General features: G+C 73.8%; 19 protein-coding genes. 8 read left to right on the top strand and 11 right to left on the bottom strand.

Annotated features, from left to right (window positions below; all coding sequences use genetic code 11):
- Positions 1–14 precede the first annotated feature (14 nt).
- Together G6W55_RS08790 and G6W55_RS08785 are read left to right on the top strand one after the other, a co-directional pair.
- On the top strand, positions 15–878 hold the full coding sequence (locus G6W55_RS08790) for an ATP-binding cassette domain-containing protein (protein WP_175520219.1): 864 nt from the start codon (positions 15–17) through the stop codon (positions 876–878).
- Positions 875–1,546: an ABC transporter gene (locus G6W55_RS08785; protein WP_175520218.1), complete on the top strand. Its 672-nt coding sequence runs from the start codon at positions 875–877 to the stop codon at positions 1,544–1,546. The genes G6W55_RS08790 and G6W55_RS08785 overlap by 4 nt, the downstream gene beginning before the upstream one ends.
- Here the strand turns inward: G6W55_RS08785 and G6W55_RS08780 are convergent.
- From G6W55_RS08780 to zapE, 8 genes are all read right to left on the bottom strand, one after another.
- Positions 1,538–1,717 carry a hypothetical protein gene (locus G6W55_RS08780; protein ID WP_175520217.1) on the bottom strand — a complete coding sequence of 60 codons (180 nt, stop codon included), beginning with the start codon at positions 1,715–1,717 and terminating at the stop codon, positions 1,538–1,540. The genes G6W55_RS08785 and G6W55_RS08780 overlap by 9 nt on opposite strands.
- Positions 1,718–1,748: 31 nt before the next feature.
- Positions 1,749–2,600, bottom strand: a complete 852-nt coding sequence (locus G6W55_RS08775) for a polysaccharide deacetylase family protein (RefSeq protein WP_175520216.1) — start codon at positions 2,598–2,600, stop codon at positions 1,749–1,751.
- Between the two features lie 84 nt (positions 2,601–2,684).
- Entirely contained in the window at positions 2,685–4,061 is a 1,377-nt protein-coding gene (locus G6W55_RS08770; RefSeq protein ID WP_175520215.1) for an alkaline phosphatase PhoX, read from the bottom strand.
- Between the two features lie 113 nt (positions 4,062–4,174).
- Positions 4,175–5,104, bottom strand: a complete 930-nt coding sequence (locus G6W55_RS08765; protein ID WP_244369014.1) for a slipin family protein — start codon at positions 5,102–5,104, stop codon at positions 4,175–4,177.
- 122 nt (positions 5,105–5,226) lie between these two features.
- Entirely contained in the window at positions 5,227–6,705 is a 1,479-nt protein-coding gene (locus G6W55_RS08760; protein WP_175520255.1) for a SulP family inorganic anion transporter, read from the bottom strand.
- 35 nt (positions 6,706–6,740) lie between these two features.
- On the bottom strand, positions 6,741–7,322 hold the full coding sequence (locus G6W55_RS08755) for a carbonic anhydrase (protein WP_030789645.1): 582 nt from the start codon (positions 7,320–7,322) through the stop codon (positions 6,741–6,743).
- Between the two features lie 97 nt (positions 7,323–7,419).
- Complete coding sequence (locus G6W55_RS08750) at positions 7,420–7,827, bottom strand: hypothetical protein (RefSeq protein ID WP_175520214.1); 408 nt, start codon at positions 7,825–7,827, stop codon at positions 7,420–7,422.
- Positions 7,828–8,008: 181 nt separating this feature from the next.
- Positions 8,009–9,115, bottom strand: a complete 1,107-nt coding sequence (gene zapE / locus G6W55_RS08745; RefSeq protein WP_175520213.1) for a cell division protein ZapE — start codon at positions 9,113–9,115, stop codon at positions 8,009–8,011.
- Between the two features lie 37 nt (positions 9,116–9,152).
- On the opposite strand from zapE, the gene G6W55_RS08740 reads away from it, so the two are divergent.
- The 4 genes from G6W55_RS08740 (at position 9,153) to msrB (ending at position 12,501) form a co-directional block, all read left to right on the top strand.
- On the top strand, positions 9,153–9,938 hold the full coding sequence (locus G6W55_RS08740; protein WP_175520212.1) for a pyrimidine reductase family protein: 786 nt from the start codon (positions 9,153–9,155) through the stop codon (positions 9,936–9,938).
- Positions 9,939–10,118: 180 nt separating this feature from the next.
- On the top strand, positions 10,119–10,592 hold the full coding sequence (locus G6W55_RS08735) for a hypothetical protein (protein WP_030789634.1): 474 nt from the start codon (positions 10,119–10,121) through the stop codon (positions 10,590–10,592).
- 90 nt (positions 10,593–10,682) lie between these two features.
- Positions 10,683–12,068 carry a UDP-N-acetylmuramate--L-alanine ligase gene (gene murC, locus G6W55_RS08730; protein WP_175520211.1) on the top strand — a complete coding sequence of 462 codons (1,386 nt, stop codon included), beginning with the start codon at positions 10,683–10,685 and terminating at the stop codon, positions 12,066–12,068.
- 25 nt (positions 12,069–12,093) lie between these two features.
- On the top strand, positions 12,094–12,501 hold the full coding sequence (gene msrB, locus G6W55_RS08725; protein ID WP_175520210.1) for a peptide-methionine (R)-S-oxide reductase MsrB: 408 nt from the start codon (positions 12,094–12,096) through the stop codon (positions 12,499–12,501).
- Positions 12,502–12,547: 46 nt separating this feature from the next.
- Here the strand turns inward: msrB and G6W55_RS08720 are convergent, their stop codons facing one another.
- From G6W55_RS08720 to G6W55_RS08710, 3 genes are all read right to left on the bottom strand, one after another.
- Complete coding sequence (locus tag G6W55_RS08720; protein WP_175520209.1) at positions 12,548–13,564, bottom strand: lysylphosphatidylglycerol synthase transmembrane domain-containing protein; 1,017 nt, start codon at positions 13,562–13,564, stop codon at positions 12,548–12,550.
- Positions 13,565–13,713: 149 nt separating this feature from the next.
- Entirely contained in the window at positions 13,714–15,174 is a 1,461-nt protein-coding gene (locus G6W55_RS08715) for a cell wall metabolism sensor histidine kinase WalK (RefSeq protein WP_175520208.1), read from the bottom strand.
- Entirely contained in the window at positions 15,171–15,863 is a 693-nt protein-coding gene (locus G6W55_RS08710; protein ID WP_078635367.1) for a response regulator transcription factor, read from the bottom strand. The genes G6W55_RS08715 and G6W55_RS08710 overlap by 4 nt, the downstream gene beginning before the upstream one ends.
- Before the next feature lie 164 nt (positions 15,864–16,027).
- Between G6W55_RS08710 and G6W55_RS08705 the strand changes: the two genes are divergently transcribed.
- Positions 16,028–17,374, top strand: a complete 1,347-nt coding sequence (locus G6W55_RS08705) for a ferric reductase-like transmembrane domain-containing protein (RefSeq protein WP_175520207.1) — start codon at positions 16,028–16,030, stop codon at positions 17,372–17,374.
- A 19-nt stretch (positions 17,375–17,393) separates the two neighbouring features.
- The gene (locus G6W55_RS08700; RefSeq protein WP_078635372.1) at positions 17,394–17,780 is read left to right on the top strand and encodes an FMN-binding protein; all 387 of its coding nucleotides are present in this window, start codon (positions 17,394–17,396) and stop codon (positions 17,778–17,780) included.
- Positions 17,781–17,814: the final 34 nt, after the last annotated feature.

The following is a 17,814-nucleotide window of genomic DNA, read 5'->3' as shown; positions in this document are numbered from 1 at the left end:
CGGAGACGGTGCACATGGACGACCACGCGCTACGGCTGGACGCCGTCGGCCGCCGCTACGGCCCGCGCGGCCCCTGGATCCTGCGCGGGGTGGACCTCACCGTGCCGCCCGCCGCGCTGATCCGTGTCGAGGGCGCCAACGGCACCGGCAAGTCCACGCTGCTGCGGCTGCTCGCCCGGACCGACACCCCGACCGAGGGCCGGGTCAGCGGCCGCCCCCGCACGGCCTACGTCCCCGAACGCTTCCCCGCCGCGCTCCCCTTCACCGCCCTCGGCTGGCTCACCCACCTCGCCGCCGTGCACGGCGTCTCCCGGGCGGCGGCCCGGCGGACGGCGGCCGAGTGGATGGAGCGCCTCGGCGCCGGTGCCCACGCCCACACCCCCATGGCCCGGCTCTCCAAGGGCAGCAGCCAGAAGGTGGCGGTCGCCCAGGCGCTGCTGGCCGCGCCGGAGCTGCTGATCCTGGACGAGGCGTGGACGGGCCTGGACACCGACGCGCGCGCCGAACTGGAACGCGCGGTCGCCGAGTGCACGGCCGACGGCACGGCCGTCGTCCTCGTCGACCACGACCCGCGCCGCCTCGCCGGGATGACGGACGCCGTCCACACCGTCCGCGACGGCACCCTGCATCGCCGTCCCGAAGGACCCGGTCCCGCCGCCGACCCCGGTCCGCACACCGTCGTCGAGGTGCGCGGCGCCGCGCCGCTGCCCGCCGAGGCGCTCGCCCTGGCGGTCGCCGCCGAGGAGACGGGCGAGCGCGCCCACCGGCTGACCGTCCCCGCCGCCCGCTCCGACGTCCTGCTGCGCGCCCTGCTGACCGCGAGCCCGCCGTGGCACGTCGTGAGCGTGCGCCCGGCCGAACCCGAAGGCCGCCCGTGACCGCCCTCCTGCGCTACCACGGCGCCCTGCTCCTGCGCTCCCAGCGCTGGCTTCCGCCGTTCCTGCTGTACGCCGTCTTCCTGGCCGTCGGAGTGCGGGGCGGCCAGCCGCTGCTGGACTCGCTCGGCTACGCGGCCGCCGCGCTGCTGCCCGTCGCCGCCTGGCTGGTGCGGATCTGCGTCGGGAACGAACCCCCGGCCGCGCGGACCGTCGTCGCGGCGGCGGCCGGTCCCGCGCGGACGCATCTGGCGTGCGTCCTGGTCGCGCTGGGTACGGCGGCCCTGCTCGGTACGGCGGCCACGGCGGTCGTCGCCCTCGTCAGCGACCCGGTCACCGCGGACCACCAGCAGCGCGTCCCCGCCGTCGCGGGCACCGCCGCCGGACTGCTCGCCACGCTGATCTGCGCCCTGCTCGGCACGGCCGTCGGCGCGCTCACCGCCTGGCCCGTGCTGCGCTCACCGGGCCGGGCGGTCCCCGCGCTGCTGCTCGCGGCCCTGGGCGCGCTGGTGGTGTCCGGATCCCCGGCGCACGCGGCGGTCAGCGGTCTGGTCGGCGGCTCGCACACCGCGACCGTCCGGCTGCCGCTGCTCCCGCTCGCGGCCGCGGTCCTGCTGACGGCCGCCGCGACGGGCGCGGCCTGCGCGCTCACCTCCCGTCGCTCACCCTGAGCAAGACGTGCGTTCGGCCTCGCGCCATTCGCAGACCGGGCACAGGGTGATCCCCTTGTACGACTCCGGGTACTCCGTGGGTTTGCGGCACTGGACGCATTCGGCGTAGGGCGGGGCTTCGGCCGTGGGGGGTTCGGTGGCGTCGATCAGGCAGTAGGTGTCGTCGCTCATGTGTCCAGCGTACGAGCCGTGGCCCCGGTGGTCAGCGGCCGCTGGCGGTGGCGATCAGTTCGGAGACCTTCACGAAGCGGTAGCCCTGTCGGCGCAGTTCGGGGACGATCGTGCGGACCGCGCGTTCGGTGGCGGGGGCGGCGCTGCGGGTGCAGTGCATGACGACCACGGATCCCGGGCGCACCCCGGCCAGGACGTCCCGGGCCACGGCGTCCGCGTCGGTGGCGAAGGCGTCGCCGCTCACCACGTCCCACTGCACGGCGGTGACCCCGGTGCCGCTCACCGCGCGCAGGGCCCGGCCGTCGTAGCAGCCGCCGGGGAAGCGGAAGTACGGCATCGGGTCGGGTACGCCGGCGCGGCGGAAGGCGGTGTACGCGCGCTCCACGTCGGCCCGCATGCGGTCCCCGGAGACGGTCGGCAGGCCGTAGCAGTCCGCGGTGAAGGCGTAGTGGCTGTAGGAGTGGTTGGCGATCTCGAAGAGGGGGTCGCGGCCGATGGCGCGGGCCTGGGCGGGGTACTCCTCGGCCCAGCGGCCGGTCATGAAGACGGTGGCCGGCACCTTCAGTGTCCGCAGGGCGGCGATCAGCGCCGGGTTGTCGAAGTGCTCGCCGGCCGCCGCCCGGGGCCCCTGGTCGGCGGTCATGTCGGCGTCGAAGGTGAGGGCGACGGTCTTCCCGGCCGTGCGGGGGCCGTGCTCGAAGACGGGGGTCAGTCCGGCGGGGCCCGGGGCGAGGGTCGGCGGCCTGGTGGGGACGGCACGGTGGGCGGTGGGGGCCGGGTGGGGCGGACGGGGCGTTGCCGGAGTCGTGCCGCAGGCGGTGAGTCCGGCCCCGAGCGCGCCCAGGGCGCAGAGGAGAGCGAGTCGACGTACGGGGAGGATCATCGTATGAACGTATGACCCTGTACATCACCTCTGTGGTGATATCGGAATCGGCTCTCCGGTGCCGTCACCCGGCCGGGGGTGCCCCTACCGCCGCCAGGGGCCGGTCACCGCGAACGTCGTCCCGGGCGTGTAGCAGTTGACGTACATCGTGCGGCCGTCGGGCGCGAAGGTGACCCCGGCGAACTCGCCCCACTCCGGCGCCTCCGGGGTGCCGATGTTCTGGCGGCCGCGGGCCATCGGATAGACCTCGCCGTGCCGCGTGACGCCGAAGACGTGCTGGGCGCCCTCGCCGTCCTCGCACACCATCAGACCGCCGCCCGCGGCCAGACAGATGTTGTCCGGCGACTCGCCCGGCAGCCGGACGTCGGTGTCCGGGCCGAAGACGACCACCAGGGTGAGCCGCCGCCGCGCCGGGTCGTAGCGCCAGACCTGGCCGAAGTGGTCCGCCGCCGAGCCCTCCGCGCTGCGCGCGAACGACGACACGAAGTACACGGACCGCCCGCCCCAGTAGCACCCCTCCAGCTTCTGGGCGTGCGTGATGCCGCGCGGACCGTAGTCCTGGAGCCGGGTCGGGGTCACGGCGGCCAGCGGGTCGGGCACGTCGACCCACTCGACGCCGTCGAAGACCGTGCCCGTGCGCTGGATCGAGGAGAGGTCCGGCACGCCGGGGACGCGCATCGCCTGGAGCCGGCCGCCCGCGCGCAGCGAACCGATGCCGCCCAGCGGCTTCCTCGGCAGGAACCGGTAGAACAGGCCGAACGGCTCGTCGAACGCGTCCTCCGTCTCGTAGACGACCCCGAGATGCGGGTCGACGGCCACCGCCTCGTGCTGGAAGCGGCCCATCGCGGTCAGCGGGACGGCACCGGTGCGGCGCGGGTCGGCCGGATCGACCTCGAAGACGAAGCCGTGGTCCTTGGTGTACCCGTTGGTGCCCGCCCTGTCCTCGGTCTCCTCGCAGGTCAGCCAGGTGTGCCAAGGGGTGGGCCCGCCCGCGCAGTTGACGGCCGTACCGGCGACGGCGACCCGCTCGGCGAGCACTTGGCCGCGGGAGTCCAGCGTGAGGGCCGTACAGCCGCCGAGGCCGGCCGGGTCGTAGGTCAGGCCCTCGACCGCCGGGACCCGGTACCGGGCGGTGGGACGGTTCTCGTGGTTGCGGACCAGATGGACGACGTGCTCACGGCCCCGGCGGCCGGGCAGGGCCGTCATGCCGTCGTGGTTCGAGGGGACCGGGCCCTCGCCGGAGCGCAGCGGGTCGCCCTCGCGGGAGAGCACCCGGTGACGGAAGCCCTCCGGGAGGTCGAGCAGGCCCTCCGGGTCGGGGACGAGCGGGCCGTAGCCGCCGTGTCCCAGATCCTGGGCGGCGGCGGCGCCGGCGAAGAGGTCGGAGAGCGCGCCGGAGAAGGCGATGCCCGCTCCCAGGGCGCCGGTACGGGCGAGGATCTGACGACGTGTCGCGGACATGCGGGAACCTTCCTGCTGGGGGACAGGAAACTGTGATTCCGCTGTGTCTACCACCCCGGGCACGCCCCCGGAACCACGCCCGGCGGCCGTGTCCCCGTGTCACCGGCGCACGGTCACCGGTCGAGTTCCGTGGAGGCGGCGGGCGGCTCGTGCCGGGGCGCCGGCGGATGCGGCTGGGCGGCCGGGGGCGCCGGCTCGCCGTCGGGCAGGGTCCGCGGGGGAGCGGGCGGCCGTTCCCCCACGGCGGGTGGAGAAACGGGTGGAGCGGCCGGGACCGTCGTCTGCTGCTGGGCCTTCTCCAGGAAGCGCAGCAGCTCCACCGGGAAGGGGAGGACCAGGGTGGAGTTCTTCTCGGCGGCCACCGCGACGACCGTCTGGAGCAGCCGCAGTTGGAGCGCGGCGGGCTGGTCGGACATCTGCTCCGCCGCCTCGGCGAGCTTCTTCGACGCCTGGAGTTCGGCGTCCGCGTTGATGATCCGCGCCCGCCGCTCCCGGTCGGCCTCGGCCTGGCGGGCCATGGAGCGCTTCATCGACTCCGGCAGCGACACGTCCTTGATCTCCACCCGGTCGATCTGCACGCCCCAGCCCACCGCCGGGCTGTCGATCATCAGCTCCAGACCCTCGTTGAGCTTCTCCCGGTTCGACAGCAGATCGTCCAGCTCGCTCTTGCCGATGATCGAGCGCAGGGACGTCTGGGCCATCTGCGAGACGGCGAACCGGTAGTCCTCGACGTTGATGACGGCGGCCGTCGCGTCCACCACCCGGAAGTACACGACCGCGTCGACCCGTACGGTCACGTTGTCCCGGGTGATGCCCTCCTGCGCCGGGACCGGCATCGTCACGATCTGCATGTTGACCTTGTGCATCCGGTCCACGGCCGGCACCACCAGGGTGAACCCCGGTGTCCGGGCCTCGCCGCGCAGCCGGCCGAGGCGCAGCACCACACCGCGTTCGTACTGTTTGACGACCCGGGCGGCCGCCCCGAGATACACGAGGCCCGCGGCGCCCGCCGCCAGGGCCGCGCCCAGCAGTTCCTGGAGCATGGCGACCTCCTCGACGTCAGGACCGATACGTTCGCCTGTCCCGATGCGTTCGCTTATTCAACGATATGCCCGCCGCCGTCGGAGCCGGGACCGGCCCCGACGGCGGCGGGCACGCACCCGGCTCAGCCCGCCCTGACCCGCACCGGATCGGTGCCGGTCGCGCTGTGCCGTTCGGCCCAGTTCTCCAGCGCCGTACGGCAGGCGTGGTCGAGGTGGTGCAGACCGGAGACGTCCAGCTCGACCGGGCGGTCCTGCGGAAGGGACTCCAGGCTGTCGAGTATCTTCGGCAGCCGCAGGAAGGTCGCGTTGCCCGACAGATACGCCTGCACGGGGCCGGCGCCCTTGTCCACGACCTCCAGCCGGATGTGCGAGGAGTCCCAGGCCGTCTTGGCGACCGCCAGGCCGATCCCGATGAGCACGCCCTCGAACATGCCGGCCACGACGATCGACACCGCGGTGACGACCAGGACCAGCGCCTCGCCGCGATGGTCGCGCCACAGCGTCGCCAGTGCGCGCACCGGGACCAGCTTGGCGCCCGCGTGGACCAGGACCCCGGCCAGCGCCGGCAGCGGGATGTGCGCCAGCACGCCCGGCAGCAGTGCCGCGAACAGCAGCAGCCAGCCGCCGTGCAGCACCCGGGACGCCTTGGTGCGGGCGCCCGCCCGGACGTTGGCCGCGCTGCGCACGATGACCGCGGTCATCGGCAGCGCCCCGAGCAGCCCGCAGACCGTGTTGCCCGCGCCCTGCGCGACCAGCTCCCGGTCGTACTCGGTGCGCGGGCCGGTGTGCAGCCTGTCCACCGCGGCCGCGCTGAACAGCGACTCGGCGGACGCGATCAGCGTGAACGCGACGATCGTGCCGAGCAGCCCGAGGACCGCCACGCCGTCGAGGGCGGACGGCGTCGGCGGCCGCACCGAGTCCAGCAGCCCGCGCACCTCCACCATCGTCACCGGCAGGTCCAGCGCGAACGCGGCGAGCGCGGCGAGGCCGACCGCGGCCAGCGGGCCGGGAACGGTCCGCACCGCCGCCGGCAGCCGCGGCCACAGCACCAGGACGGCGACGGTGCCCGCGCCGAGCGCCAGGGAGGCGATCGCCGCGGTGGAGCCGGCCGCCTCCCGTAGCGCCCCGGGCAGCCCGGCGATCTTCGCCGTACCCGAGCCCGGGGCCTCGGCGCCGATCAGCGCGTAGAACTGGCCCGCGATCAGCACCAGACCGATCCCGGCGAGCATGCCCTCGACCACGGAGACCGAGATCGCCCGGAAGTACCGGCCGAGCCGCAGGGCACCCATCCCGATCTGGAGGACACCCGTCGCCAGGACGATCACCCCGAGGACGGGCAGCCCGAACTCCCGCACCGCCTCCAGCACCAGCACGGTCAGCCCTGCGGCCGGCCCCGACACCTGGAGGCTGCTGCCGCGCATCAGCCCGGTGACGAGACCGCCGACGATCCCGGTGACGAGCCCCAGCTCGGCCGGCACCCCGGAGGCCACCGCCACGCCCAGACAGAGCGGCAGCGCCACCAGGAAGACGACGAGCGAGGCGGCGAAGTCCTGCCCGAGGTGCGGGAACCGGTCCCGCCCGGGGCGGGGGAGTCGCGGTATGCGCCGGGACTCCGCGGGGGCGGGCGTCGGGCCGCTCACAGGGCTTCGAAGCTGTCGGTGTCCACACGGTGCTCCAGCACCGCGCCGGTGTGGACCTCGTAGTACCAGCCGCGCACCCGCAGCCGGCCGTCCGCGAGCCGCTTCTCCACACAGGGGTAGGAGCGCAGCCTGAGCAACTGGGCGAGGACGTGGTGCTGGACGGCGAGGGCGACCGCCGGGTCCTTCGGGTCGGCGCCGCCGGGTTCGTCGGCGGCGTGCGCCAGCCAGTCGCGGACGGCGGGGACGGCGTCGAGGTCGTCGCCGCGCACCAGCGCGCCGACGGCACCGCAGTGCGAGTGTCCGCAGACCACGACGTCCTGGACGCCGAGGACCTCCACGGCGTACTCGACGGTGGCCGCCTCGCCGGTGGGGCGGTCGGAGCCGTAGGGGGGAACGATGTTGCCCGCGGTGCGCAGCTCGAAGAGCTGGCCGGGGCGGGCGCCCGTGATCAGCGCGGGCACGACCCGCGAGTCGGAGCAGGTGATGAACAGGACCTGCGGAGACTGGCCCTCGGCCAGCTCGGCGAACTCCTCAGGGCGCTGTCCGAACGTACGGGCGTTGTCGATGAGGGGCTGCATGACGTGGTGACTCCTCCTGGCGCGCTGTGGGGGCGCGTCGGACGTGCAAAACACAGGACAGTGGGGGAACTGCGGTTCTGCGGGTGCCGCGCCGCCGTCAGCAGCGGAAGACCTGGAGTGCCTCCGGGGAGCGGGCGGCCGGGGGTCTCGACGGGCGGTCGTAGGGTTCGGCCGGGCGGTCCCGGCCGTGACGGGCCGCGGGCTCCGGCGCCAGCGGGGCGCGCTCGGGCTCCTGGGGCGCCGGGGCGGCGGTGGACGCGACGCGGTGGCGGTCGCGGGAGCGCAGGGGATCGGCGGCGCCGCCGAGATGGCCGCAGTCACGGACCGTGACATACGCCTCGCGCGGGGCCTGGGCGGAGGGGGCGGTCCCGGGCCGGGCCCCGGTCTCGGCCTTGTGTGCGGTGTACGCATGTGCGAACGAGGGGGCGGGTGCGAGGAACGGGAGGGCGAGCAGGACGGCGGCGACGAACGCCACGACCGCCCGGGCGGCCGTACCTCGGAACATGCGCCTCCCTCCGGGCGGTTCAGGCCATGCGGCAGCTCTAGTCCAGACCAATGGTTGGTCAATGACAGGTCAAGAAACACGTTAACCCTGCAAAGAACTTTGCAGGGTTAACTGGACGTTTCCAGAAAAAGTGCGCCTCAAAAGCGAGGGTCGTATGGCGTGAAGCCGGTGTTACCGAACGTTACCGGGGGTCGACGAGCCGCTGGGCGTCGCGGGCCAGCGCGGTGAGGCGGGAGATGGCCCGGAAGTACTTCTTGCGGTAGCCGCCGTTCAGCATCTCCTCGCTGAACAACCGGTCGAAGGGGAGCCCGGAGGCCAGCACCGGGACCTCACGGTCGTAGAGCCGGTCGGCCAGGACGACGAGCCGCAGGGCCGTCGACTGGTCGGGGATCGGCCGCACGTCCGTCAGGCACACCGCCGTCAGTCCGTCCGTCAGCGCGCCGTAGCGGCTGGGGTGGACCTTGGCGAGGTGGTCCAGCAGATGCGGGAAGTCGTCCAGCGAGGCGCCCGGCGTGGCGTACGCCGCCTTGGTCACCTGTTCGTCGGAGTACGGCGCCGGCGCCTCGGGCAGCCCGCGGTGCCGGTAGTCCTCGCCGTCGATGCGCAGCGCGCGGAAGTGCGCCGACAGGCCCTGGATCTCGCGCAGGAAGTCGGCCGCCGCGAAGCGGCCCTCGCCCAGCTTGCCGGGCAGGGTGTTGGAGGTGGCGGCGAGCGCGACACCGGCGTCCACCAGCTTGCCGAGCAGGGTGGAGACCAGGACCGTGTCGCCCGGGTCGTCCAGCTCGAACTCGTCGATGCAGAGCAGCCGGTGGCCCGAGAGCGTGCTCACGGTCTGCTGGAAGCCGAGGGCGCCGACCAGGTTGGTCAGCTCCACGAAGGTGCCGAACGCCTTCAGCGCGGGCTCGGCCGGGGTGGCGTGCCAGAGCGAGGCGAGCAGATGGGTCTTGCCGACGCCGTAGCCGCCGTCCAGATAGACGCCGCGCGGGCCCGCCGGGGTCCTGGGGGCCTTCGCCCGGCCGAAGCCGAGGAACCCCCGCCTGGCGGAGCCCACGGCGTGCGCTCCGCCGAGCCCGCCCGCGAAGCCCTCCAGGACACCGACCGCCTCGGTCTGGCTCGGCTGGTTCGGGTCCGGGATGTAGGTGCCGAAGCGGACCGAGTCGAAGCGCGGCGGCGGCACCATCTCGGCGACCAGCCGGTCCGCGGGGACGAACGGCTCACGGGCGCACAGGGACACGGGGGCCGCGTCGGCTATCGCGTCGATACCGGGAGCGGGGGTGGAAGAGGACACGGTTCCCCATGCTAGTCGCCGTGCCAGACTGCCTGGCATGCGACGGCTGTTCCCTGTGACCGACCAGACAGTACCGACGGCCTCCGGCGGCGAGCGGGAGTGGAGTCTCGACGAGCTGGCCGAGGCGTACGCCTATCCGCCGCCCGCTCCCGGCGAGCCCCGGCCCTGGCTGCGGGCCAACATGGTGTCCACGCTCGACGGCGCCGCCCAGCACGACGGGCGGTCCCAGCCCATCTCCACCGCCGCCGACATGCGGATCTTCGGCACCCTGCGGGGGCTCGCGGACGTCGTCGTCGCGGGCGCGGAGACCGTACGGCAGGAGCAGTACCGGCCGGCCCGCGCGCGGGCGGAGTTCGCGGCGCGGCGGGAGGCGGCCGGGCAGGGGCCCGCCCCGGCGGTCGCCGTGGTCACCGCGAGCCTGGACCTCGACTTCTCGCTCCCGCTGTTCACCTCCCCCCTGGTGCCCACGCTGGTGCTGACCGGCGCCGCGGCCGCCCCCGACCGGGTGGCCGCCGCCGAGAAGGCGGGCGCGCGGGTGGTGATCGCGGGCGACGGCATGGGCGTCGATCCCGCGCGCGCGGTCCGGGCGCTCGCCGAGCTGGGGCACACCCGGCTGCTCACCGAGGGCGGCCCCCGGCTGCTGGGGCAGTTCGTCGCCGCCGGGGTCCTCGACGAGCTGTGCCTGACCGTCTCGCCGATGCTCACCGCGGGGGACGCGCAGCGCATCGCGGGCGGCCCGTCGGTTCCGGTGCCGCAGCGCTTCGCACTGATGTCCCTGCTGGAGGAGGACGGGTTCCTCTTCGGCAGGTACGGGCGGGCCTGAAACGGCCGTGCGGGGTTATGCGTGCAGGTGTGCGAGGTGTGCGCCCCCGGATCCGACACCCCCAAGGTCCCGAAAACGGCGGAATCTGTCGTTCCGGTTAGCTTCGGGTGGGCAGACTAGGACTCGCAGTTCCCGTGCTGGCACGGGGAAGGATGGTTTCCGCAGGAGAATGGGGCGCTGGTGTTCACAAGCGTGTTGATGATCGAGAAGGCCCTGACGTCCGCAGACGTGGAGTTCGTCGCCACCTTGCACGGGGACGAAGAGGTCTCCTTCCATGTGCTGCTCCAGCCACGCGGCGACCAGGCCGACCGGTTGCTGCGGGCCATCGACGACGTGGCGCTCGGCGAACTGGACGAGGCCGCGCGCGAGCGGGAGACCCCCGAGGGGGAGGAGGCGAAGGGGTTCGGGGAGAGAGCCCTGGAGGTCTCCCTCCAGGCACTGAACGCGGCCGGCCACGACGCGACCGGACGGCTGGTCGAGGACCATCCGCTGGACGCGCTGAAGACCCTGGTGGAGGAGGCCGGGGCGGACGAGGTGATCGTGCTCACCGACCCGCACTACGTCGAGGAGTTCTTCCACCGCGACTGGGCCTCACGGGCCCGCCACAAGGTGGGCGTGCCCGTGCTCAAGCTGTTCTCCCACAGCAAGGCGTGAGGCGTTCCGTACGGCGACGGCCCGTGCCGCAGGGGCCGTGCCATAGGGTTCGGGATGACTGAACGTTCGCCGTACCACCAGGAGACACGCATGGCACCCGGCCTTCCTCCCGCCATGGACCGACCGCACTTCATCGGCATCGGCGGCGCCGGGATGTCGGGGATCGCCAAGATCCTCGCGCAGCGCGGCGCCCGGGTGGCCGGCAGCGACGCCAAGGAGTCGGAGACGGCCGCCGCGCTGCGCGCCCTGGGCGCCACCGTGCACATCGGGCACGCGGCGGAGCACCTGGCCGACGACGCGAGCTGTGTCGTGGTCTCCTCGGCGATCCGTCAGGACAACCCCGAGCTGGCCCGCGCGGCCGAGCTGGGCGTCCCCGTCGTGCACCGCTCCGACGCGCTCGCCGCGCTGATGGACGGGCTGCGGCCGATCGCGGTCGCGGGCACCCACGGCAAGACGACCACCACCTCCATGCTGGCCGTCTCGCTGTCCGCGCTGGGCCGCGGCCCCTCCTACGCCATCGGCGGCGACCTGGACGCGCCCGGCTCCAACGCGCTGCACGGCGACGGCGAGATCTTCGTCGCCGAGGCGGACGAATCGGACCGCAGCTTCCACAAGTACGCCCCCGAGGTCGCGATCGTCCTCAACGTGGAGCTGGACCACCACGCCAACTACGCCTCGATGGACGAGATCTACGAGTCCTTCGAGACCTTCGCCGGCCGGATCGTGCCCGGCGGCACCCTGGTGATCTCCGCCGACCACGAGGGCGCGCGGGAACTGACCCGGCGGCTCGACGGCGTGCGCGTGGTGACGTACGGCGAGGCCGAGGACGCCGACGTCCGGGTGCTGTCCGTCGTACCGCAGGGGCTGAAGAGCCTGGTCACCGTCCTGCTGGACGGACAGGAGATCACCTTCACGGTGTCCGTGCCCGGCCGCCACTACGCGCACAACGCCGTCGCCGCGCTGACCGCCGGTGCCGCCCTCGGCGTCCCGGCCGGGGAACTCGCCCCCGCCCTCGCCGCCTACACCGGCGTCAAGCGCCGCCTCCAGCTCAAGGGCGAGGCCGCCGGGGTCCAGGTCATCGACTCCTACGCCCACCACCCGACCGAGATGACGGCCGACCTGGAGGCGATGCGCGCGGCCGCCGGTGACGCCCGCATCCTGGTCGTCTTCCAGCCGCATCTGTTCTCCCGCACCCAGGAGCTGGGCAAGGAGATGGGCGAGTCCCTCACCCTGGCCGACGCCTCCGTCGTCCTCGACATCTACCCGGCCCGCGAGGACCCGGTCCCCGGGGTCACCAGCGCCCTGATCATCGACGCCGCCCGGGCCGCGGGCGCGGACGTGACGCCGGTGCACGACAAGGGCGAGGTGCCGGACGTGGTCGCGGGAATGGCCAAGCCCGGGGATCTCGTTCTCACCATGGGCGCGGGCGACGTGACCGACCTGGGCCCGCGCATCCTGGACCGTCTCGCACGGTAGTTCCCCAGCAGAAGGGTTGAGGCTCATGTCGTACGACGTCGAGAAGCCGGACGAGCAGTGGCGGGCGGAGCTGACGCCCGCCGAGTACGCCGTGCTCCGGCAGGCCGGCACGGAGCCCGCCTTCACCGGGGAGTACACCGACACCAAGACCGAGGGCGTGTACTCCTGCCGGGCCTGCGGCGCCGAACTGTTCACCTCCGACACCAAGTTCGCCTCGCACTGCGGCTGGCCGTCCTTCTACGACCCGAAGGACACCGACGCGGTGGAGCTGATCGAGGACCGCTCCCACGGAATGGTCCGCACCGAGGTGCGGTGCGCGCGCTGCGGCTCGCACCTCGGGCACGTCTTCGCCGGGGAGGGCTACCCGACCCCGACCGACCAGCGGTACTGCATCAACAGCGTCTCGCTGCGGCTCGCGCCGGACGAGGGCTGAGGCCCGCGGCCCGGGTGGCGTTCTTCGCGTTGTTCAGAGGCCCCGCTCACAGGTGCCGCCGCTGCACCAGCGCCGAGAGCACCAGCATCCCGGGCAGCAGCGGCACCCACACCGTCAGCGTGCGGTAGCCGATGACGGTGGCCGTGGCCAGGGCCAGCGGGGCGCCGTAACCGGCCAACGCCAGCACCAGGGCCGCGTCCACCGGGCCGATCCCGCCCGGCGCCGGGACGGCCCCGGCCGCGGTGCTCGCCGCGAGGAACGCGAAGAGCAGCTCGGGCCAGCTCAGCGGCAGCCCGAGCGCCTTCCCCACCGACGCCACCACACACGCCTGGATCAGCGGCGCCGCCAGCGCGCCGCCCCACAGCGGCACGAACCTGCCCGGGCGGGTGTGCAGCCGGCGGACGTCGGTGAGGGCCGTGCGCATAAACCCCAGTGCGGGACCGCGCAGCGGCCGGACCACGCCGACCAGCAGCGCGCCCACCGCGGGCGCCAGCACGATCCCCACGGCCGCCAGCAGCAGGGCGCGGTCGTCGGGGATGAGCGCCGCCACGGGGGCCATGAAGAGGAAGGCGAGCACCAGAGGTGTCTTCGCCAACGCCCTGACCAGCGAGTACAGCCCGATCGACGCGGTCGCGCGGGCCAGCGGGACACCCTGCCGCTGGAGGAAGCGGACGGTGACCGCGTGGGCGCCGAGGCTCGCGGGCAGCACATGGTTCGCGGCACCGGCGGCGATCTGGGAGGCGATCAGCAGACCGGGCGGCAGCCGGTCCTGGATCGCGCCCTGCCGGACACAGGCGGCGGCGACCGCGCCGAGGTAGGTGAAGAAGAGCCCGGCCAGCAGCCACCACGGATCGGCGGTGGCCAGCCGCGCGGTGCCGTCGCGCACGGCGGGCCAGTCGACGGCCGCCCACACCCCGAGATACAGCAGCGGAAGCAGACTGAGCGCGTACCGGGCGAGGGTGGCGGCGGGGAGACCGGGGGACGGGGGCACGGGTTCCGGCGGCGGGGGGACCGGCGGGGCCGCGGCGGCGGTGGGGGCGGTGTCGAGCGGGAGCGAGGTCACGGCGCACGTCGTCCTTCCACGTCACGTGTCCGCACGCGGCAGCGGTGACGGATCAGGCCCTGGGCACAGAGGCGGGGAGGCGGGGCGCGGCGGGTACGGCGGCGCACGGTACGGCGACGCTGTGAGAGTTCTGCCCGTGCCCCCGCGCGCTACGCCCCCGGCCCGCCCAGCGGCAGCGTCACCGTGAACACCGTCGCCCCCGGCCCGCCGTCCAGGTCCAGGGTGCCGCCGTGGGCCTGGACCAGGGAGCGGGCCACGGACAGCCCGAGGCCGCTGCCCCCGCGGTCCCGGCTGCGGGCCTTGTCGACCCGGTAGAAGCGGTCGAAGACCTGGTCGCGGTCGCCCGGCGGGATCCCGGGACCCCGGTCGGCGACCCGCACCCGTGCCGTCCCGCCGGCGGCCAGCACGCCGACCGAGACCGGGGTGCCGGGCGGGGTGTGCACGGCCGCGTTGGTGAGCAGGTTGTCCAGCACCTGACGGACCCGGTGCGGATCGAGCCGCAGCCGGACCGAGGCCGGGCCCGGCAGGACCGTCAGCGGGTGGCCGTGATGGCCGGCCCGGAACGCGTCGGCCGCCTGCCCGACCAGGTCCACCAGATCGGTGTCCGCCATCCGCAGCGGGGCGGCGTCCACCTCGGCCGCGTCCAGCCGCGCGAGCAGCAGCAGATCGTCGAGGAGGAACCCCATCCGGGCGGCCTCGGCGCGCAGCCGGGCCAGATGCCGCTCCCGCTCCTCGGGCGCGTTGGCGGCCGCGTACTGGAACAGGTCGGCGTAGCCGCGGACCGACATCAGGGGTGTACGCAGTTCGTGCGAGGCGTCCGCGACGAACCGCCGCAGCCGCTGCTCCGCCTCCGCGCGCACGGCCAGGGAGGCGTCGATGTGCTCCAGCATCGTGTTGAACGCCGTCCGCAGCTCCTCCACCTCGGGCCCGCCGCCCGGCGCCTCCGCGCGCAGCGGCAGCCGGGACGCCGACTCGGACAGGTCGTGCGAGGCGATGCCGTGCGCGGTGCGCGCCATGTCGCTCAGCGGCTGGAGACCGCGCCGCAGCATCGCCCGGCCGAACACCACCAGGGCCAGCAGCGCCAGACCGAAGATCACCACCTGGATCGTGACGAGCATCCGCACGGTGTCCTCGATGCCGTCCAGCGGCGCGCCGCTGACCAGGATCACCCCGGGCTCCACCTCACAGGCCCGCAGCCGGTACCCGCCCTCGCCGTCGAGGTGCGCGGTGCGCAGCACCTCGGTGCCGGTGGCGGTCCGCTCACGGGCCAGGGCGGTGAGCACACCGACGTCCTCGGGGACATCGGCCGGGTCCTCCGGCCCGCGCAGCACGGGGACGCCGCCCCGGACGTCGTACACCGCGTAGTACCACCTGTAGTACTTCTTGCCGGCGAGCGTGCCGGAGTCCGCGATGCTCTTGGACTGGGCGACCTGCGCGAGCTTGAGCTGGTCGTCGAGCTGCGCCGACAGATAGTCCCGCATGTACGTCGTCAGGGCGGTGCCCACCACGGCGAACACCACCAGCGCGAGCGCGCCGAGACCCAGCGCGAGCCGGGTGCCGAGCCGGAGCCGCCGGTACGACCGGCGCAGGCCCCTGAGGCCGCCGCTCATTCGGACGCCTGGCGTATCGCGTACCCGAAGCCGCGGACCGTCCGGATCAGCGGGTCCTCGCCGGTCGCGTCGAGCTTGCGGCGCAGCCGGCTGACGACCAGTTCCACCACGTTGGAGCGACCGCCGAAGCCGTACTCCCAGACATGGTCGAGGATCTGCGCCTTGGTGAGGACGGTCGGCGATCTGCGCATCAGATAGCGCAGCACCTCGTACTCGGTCGGGGTCAGGGTGAGGGGCCGTCCGGCGCGGCGCACCTCGCGGGTGTCCTCGTCCATGGTCAGGTCCGCCACCCGCAGGACCGAGCGCTGGAAGGCGGGCCCGGCGCTGCGCCGCAGCACCGTCCGCAGCCGCGCCATCAACTCCTCCACCGCGAACGGCTTCACCAGGTAGTCGTCACCGCCGCGGGTCAGTCCCGCCACCCGGTCGGCCACCCCGTCGCGGGCGGTGAGGAACACCACCGGCACCATCGTGCCGGAGCGCCGCAGCCGGTCCAGGACACCGAAGCCGTCGAGGTCGGGCAGCATCAGGTCGAGCACCACGATGTCCGGACGGAACTCCGCGGCGCGGCGCAGCGCTTCCTCGCCCGAGTTCGCGGTGACGGCGTCCCAGCCCTCGTAGCGGGCGACCGTCGCCACGAGGTCGGCGATCGGCGGGTCGTCGTCCACGACGAGGAGTCGTACTTTTTCCACCCGCCCATACTGCGCCACCGGCCCCGGACCGCAGCAGCCCCGTCCGCCGCCCGCCGAAGATCGATACGCCTTTGAAAGTCGTACGACAGGAAAACGACAGCGAAGCACGGCGAAGCTCGGGTTCCGAGGATCCGGACCAGGATCCGATCAAGGAGCTTCCTTCCGTGACGACCGTCCCCACCGCCCCGTCGCCGCCCGTGTCCCCCACCTCGGTACGGCCCGCAGCCGTGGCCCGCACCGGCCTGTACGCGCTGCTCGCGGCGAACGCCGCCGTCGTGACCCTCCTCGCCGTCCAGGCGGGCTTCGCCTCCAACGCACTCGTCGTCATCGGCCGGTTCGCCGGGCTGTACGGCGCCCTGCTCATGGCGTTCCAACTGCTGCTGGTCGCCCGGCTGCCCTGGCTCGACCGCCGCATCGGCATGGACCGGCTGACGAACTGGCACCGCTGGACCGGCTTCGGCCTGCTCCGGACGCTGGTCGCGCACCTGGTGTTCATCACCTTCGGATACGCCCGGTCCTCGTCGCTGGACCCGGTGAGCCGGCTCGTCGACCTGGCCGAGACCGTCGAGGGCGTGCTGCGCGCCACCGTCGCGACGGCGCTGATCCTGGTCGTCGGCGCCGTCTCCGCCCGCCGGGCCCGCCGCCGACTGGCCTACGAGACCTGGCACTTCATCCATCTCTACACCTACGCCGCCGTGGTCCTGGCCTTCACCCACCAGGTCGCCGTCGGGACGACCTTCACCGCGTCGGCCGCCGCCACGGCGTACTGGTACACCCTGTGGATCACGGCCGGGGCGGCACTGGTGACCGGCCGGCTGCTGCTGCCGCTGCGCCGCAACCTCCGCCACCGGCTGCGCGTCGAGGCCGTCGTCCCCGAGAACGACCAGGTGGTGTCCGTGTACATCACCGGACGGCACCTGGACCGACTGCCCGCCCGGGCCGGCCAGTTCTTCCTGTGGCGGTTCCTGACCAGGGACCGCTGGTGGCAGGCGAATCCGTACTCCCTGTCGGCCGCGCCCGACGGCACCCGGCTGCGGCTCACCGTGAAGGCGGCCGGTGCCGGTTCCGCGTCCCTGCGCCATCTGCGGCCCGGCACCCGGGTGTTCGCCGAGGGACCCTACGGCGCGTTCACCGCGCTGCACCGCACCCGACCCGCCTCCCTGCTCATCGCCGGCGGGGTCGGCGTCACGCCGGTCCGGGCGCTCCTGGAGGAGATCGACGGGCATGCCGTGGTGGTCCACCGGGTGGCAGCGGAGCGGGACGCCGTGCTCCACGACGAACTGCGTCAACTGGCCCTCGCCAAGGGCGCCGACCTGCACCTGGTCACCGGGCCGCCGGTGCCGGACCGGCTGGGTCCGCGCGAACTGGCCGCGCTGGTACCGGACATCGCCGAACGGGACGTCTTCCTGTGCGGGCCGCCGCCGATGATGACCGCGGTCCTCGGCACCCTGCGCGAACTGGGCGTGCCCGCGCGGCAGATCCACTTCGAACGCTTCAGCCTGGCCGGATGAAACAGGGAGAAACAGCACCGTGAAGCGAGCTCTGCCCGTCCTGGTCCTGTCCGTGGCGGGACTGATCCCCGTCTGGCGCTACGAGCCGTCGGCCCCTGCCGCGTCGTCCGTCTCCGTGGACCCTGCGGAGGGAAGCGCCACCGCCGGGGACACCGTCACCGGGACGACCGTCCGCACCGAAAAGGGCGACGTCCAGGTCCAGTTGACCTACGACGGGGACACGATCACGGCCGTGAGGCTGCTCAAGCAGCCGGACCATCCGCAGACCGCGGCCGCCGTGCCCCGGCTGATCGCGGCGACCCTGGAGGCGCAGAGCGCGGACATCGACACGGTGTCCGGCGCGACGGTCACCAGCGACGGCTACCGGGAGTCCCTCCAGGCCGCGATCGACGCGCGGGGCGCCTGACCCGTCTCCCGTCAAAACCCCCGCAACACAAGCG

It is taken from the genome of Streptomyces sp. CAI-85 (genome assembly GCF_013363615.1).
GTDB lineage: Bacteria > Actinomycetota > Actinomycetes > Streptomycetales > Streptomycetaceae > Streptomyces > Streptomyces antibioticus_B.
This window is presented reverse-complemented; position numbering and strand designations above follow the sequence as displayed.

Excerpts from the sequence above, each read along its gene's own strand:
- G6W55_RS08770 (WP_175520215.1), bottom strand. The coding sequence starts at position 4,061 with ATGTCCGCGACACGTCGTCAGATCCTCGCCCGTACCGGCGCCCTGGGA.
- G6W55_RS08790 (WP_175520219.1), top strand. The coding sequence starts at position 15 with ATGGACGACCACGCGCTACGGCTGGACGCCGTCGGCCGCCGCTACGGC.
- G6W55_RS08765 (WP_244369014.1), bottom strand. The coding sequence starts at position 5,104 with ATGCTCCAGGAACTGCTGGGCGCGGCCCTGGCGGCGGGCGCCGCGGGC.
- msrB (WP_175520210.1), top strand. The coding sequence starts at position 12,094 with ATGTCGTACGACGTCGAGAAGCCGGACGAGCAGTGGCGGGCGGAGCTG.
- murC (WP_175520211.1), top strand. The coding sequence starts at position 10,683 with ATGGCACCCGGCCTTCCTCCCGCCATGGACCGACCGCACTTCATCGGC.
- G6W55_RS08775 (WP_175520216.1), bottom strand. The coding sequence starts at position 2,600 with ATGATCCTCCCCGTACGTCGACTCGCTCTCCTCTGCGCCCTGGGCGCG.
- G6W55_RS08715 (WP_175520208.1), bottom strand. The coding sequence starts at position 15,174 with ATGAGCGGCGGCCTCAGGGGCCTGCGCCGGTCGTACCGGCGGCTCCGG.
- G6W55_RS08780 (WP_175520217.1), bottom strand. The coding sequence starts at position 1,717 with ATGAGCGACGACACCTACTGCCTGATCGACGCCACCGAACCCCCCACG.
- G6W55_RS08740 (WP_175520212.1), top strand. The coding sequence starts at position 9,153 with ATGCGACGGCTGTTCCCTGTGACCGACCAGACAGTACCGACGGCCTCC.
- G6W55_RS08750 (WP_175520214.1), bottom strand. The coding sequence starts at position 7,827 with ATGTTCCGAGGTACGGCCGCCCGGGCGGTCGTGGCGTTCGTCGCCGCC.
- G6W55_RS08755 (WP_030789645.1), bottom strand. The coding sequence starts at position 7,322 with ATGCAGCCCCTCATCGACAACGCCCGTACGTTCGGACAGCGCCCTGAG.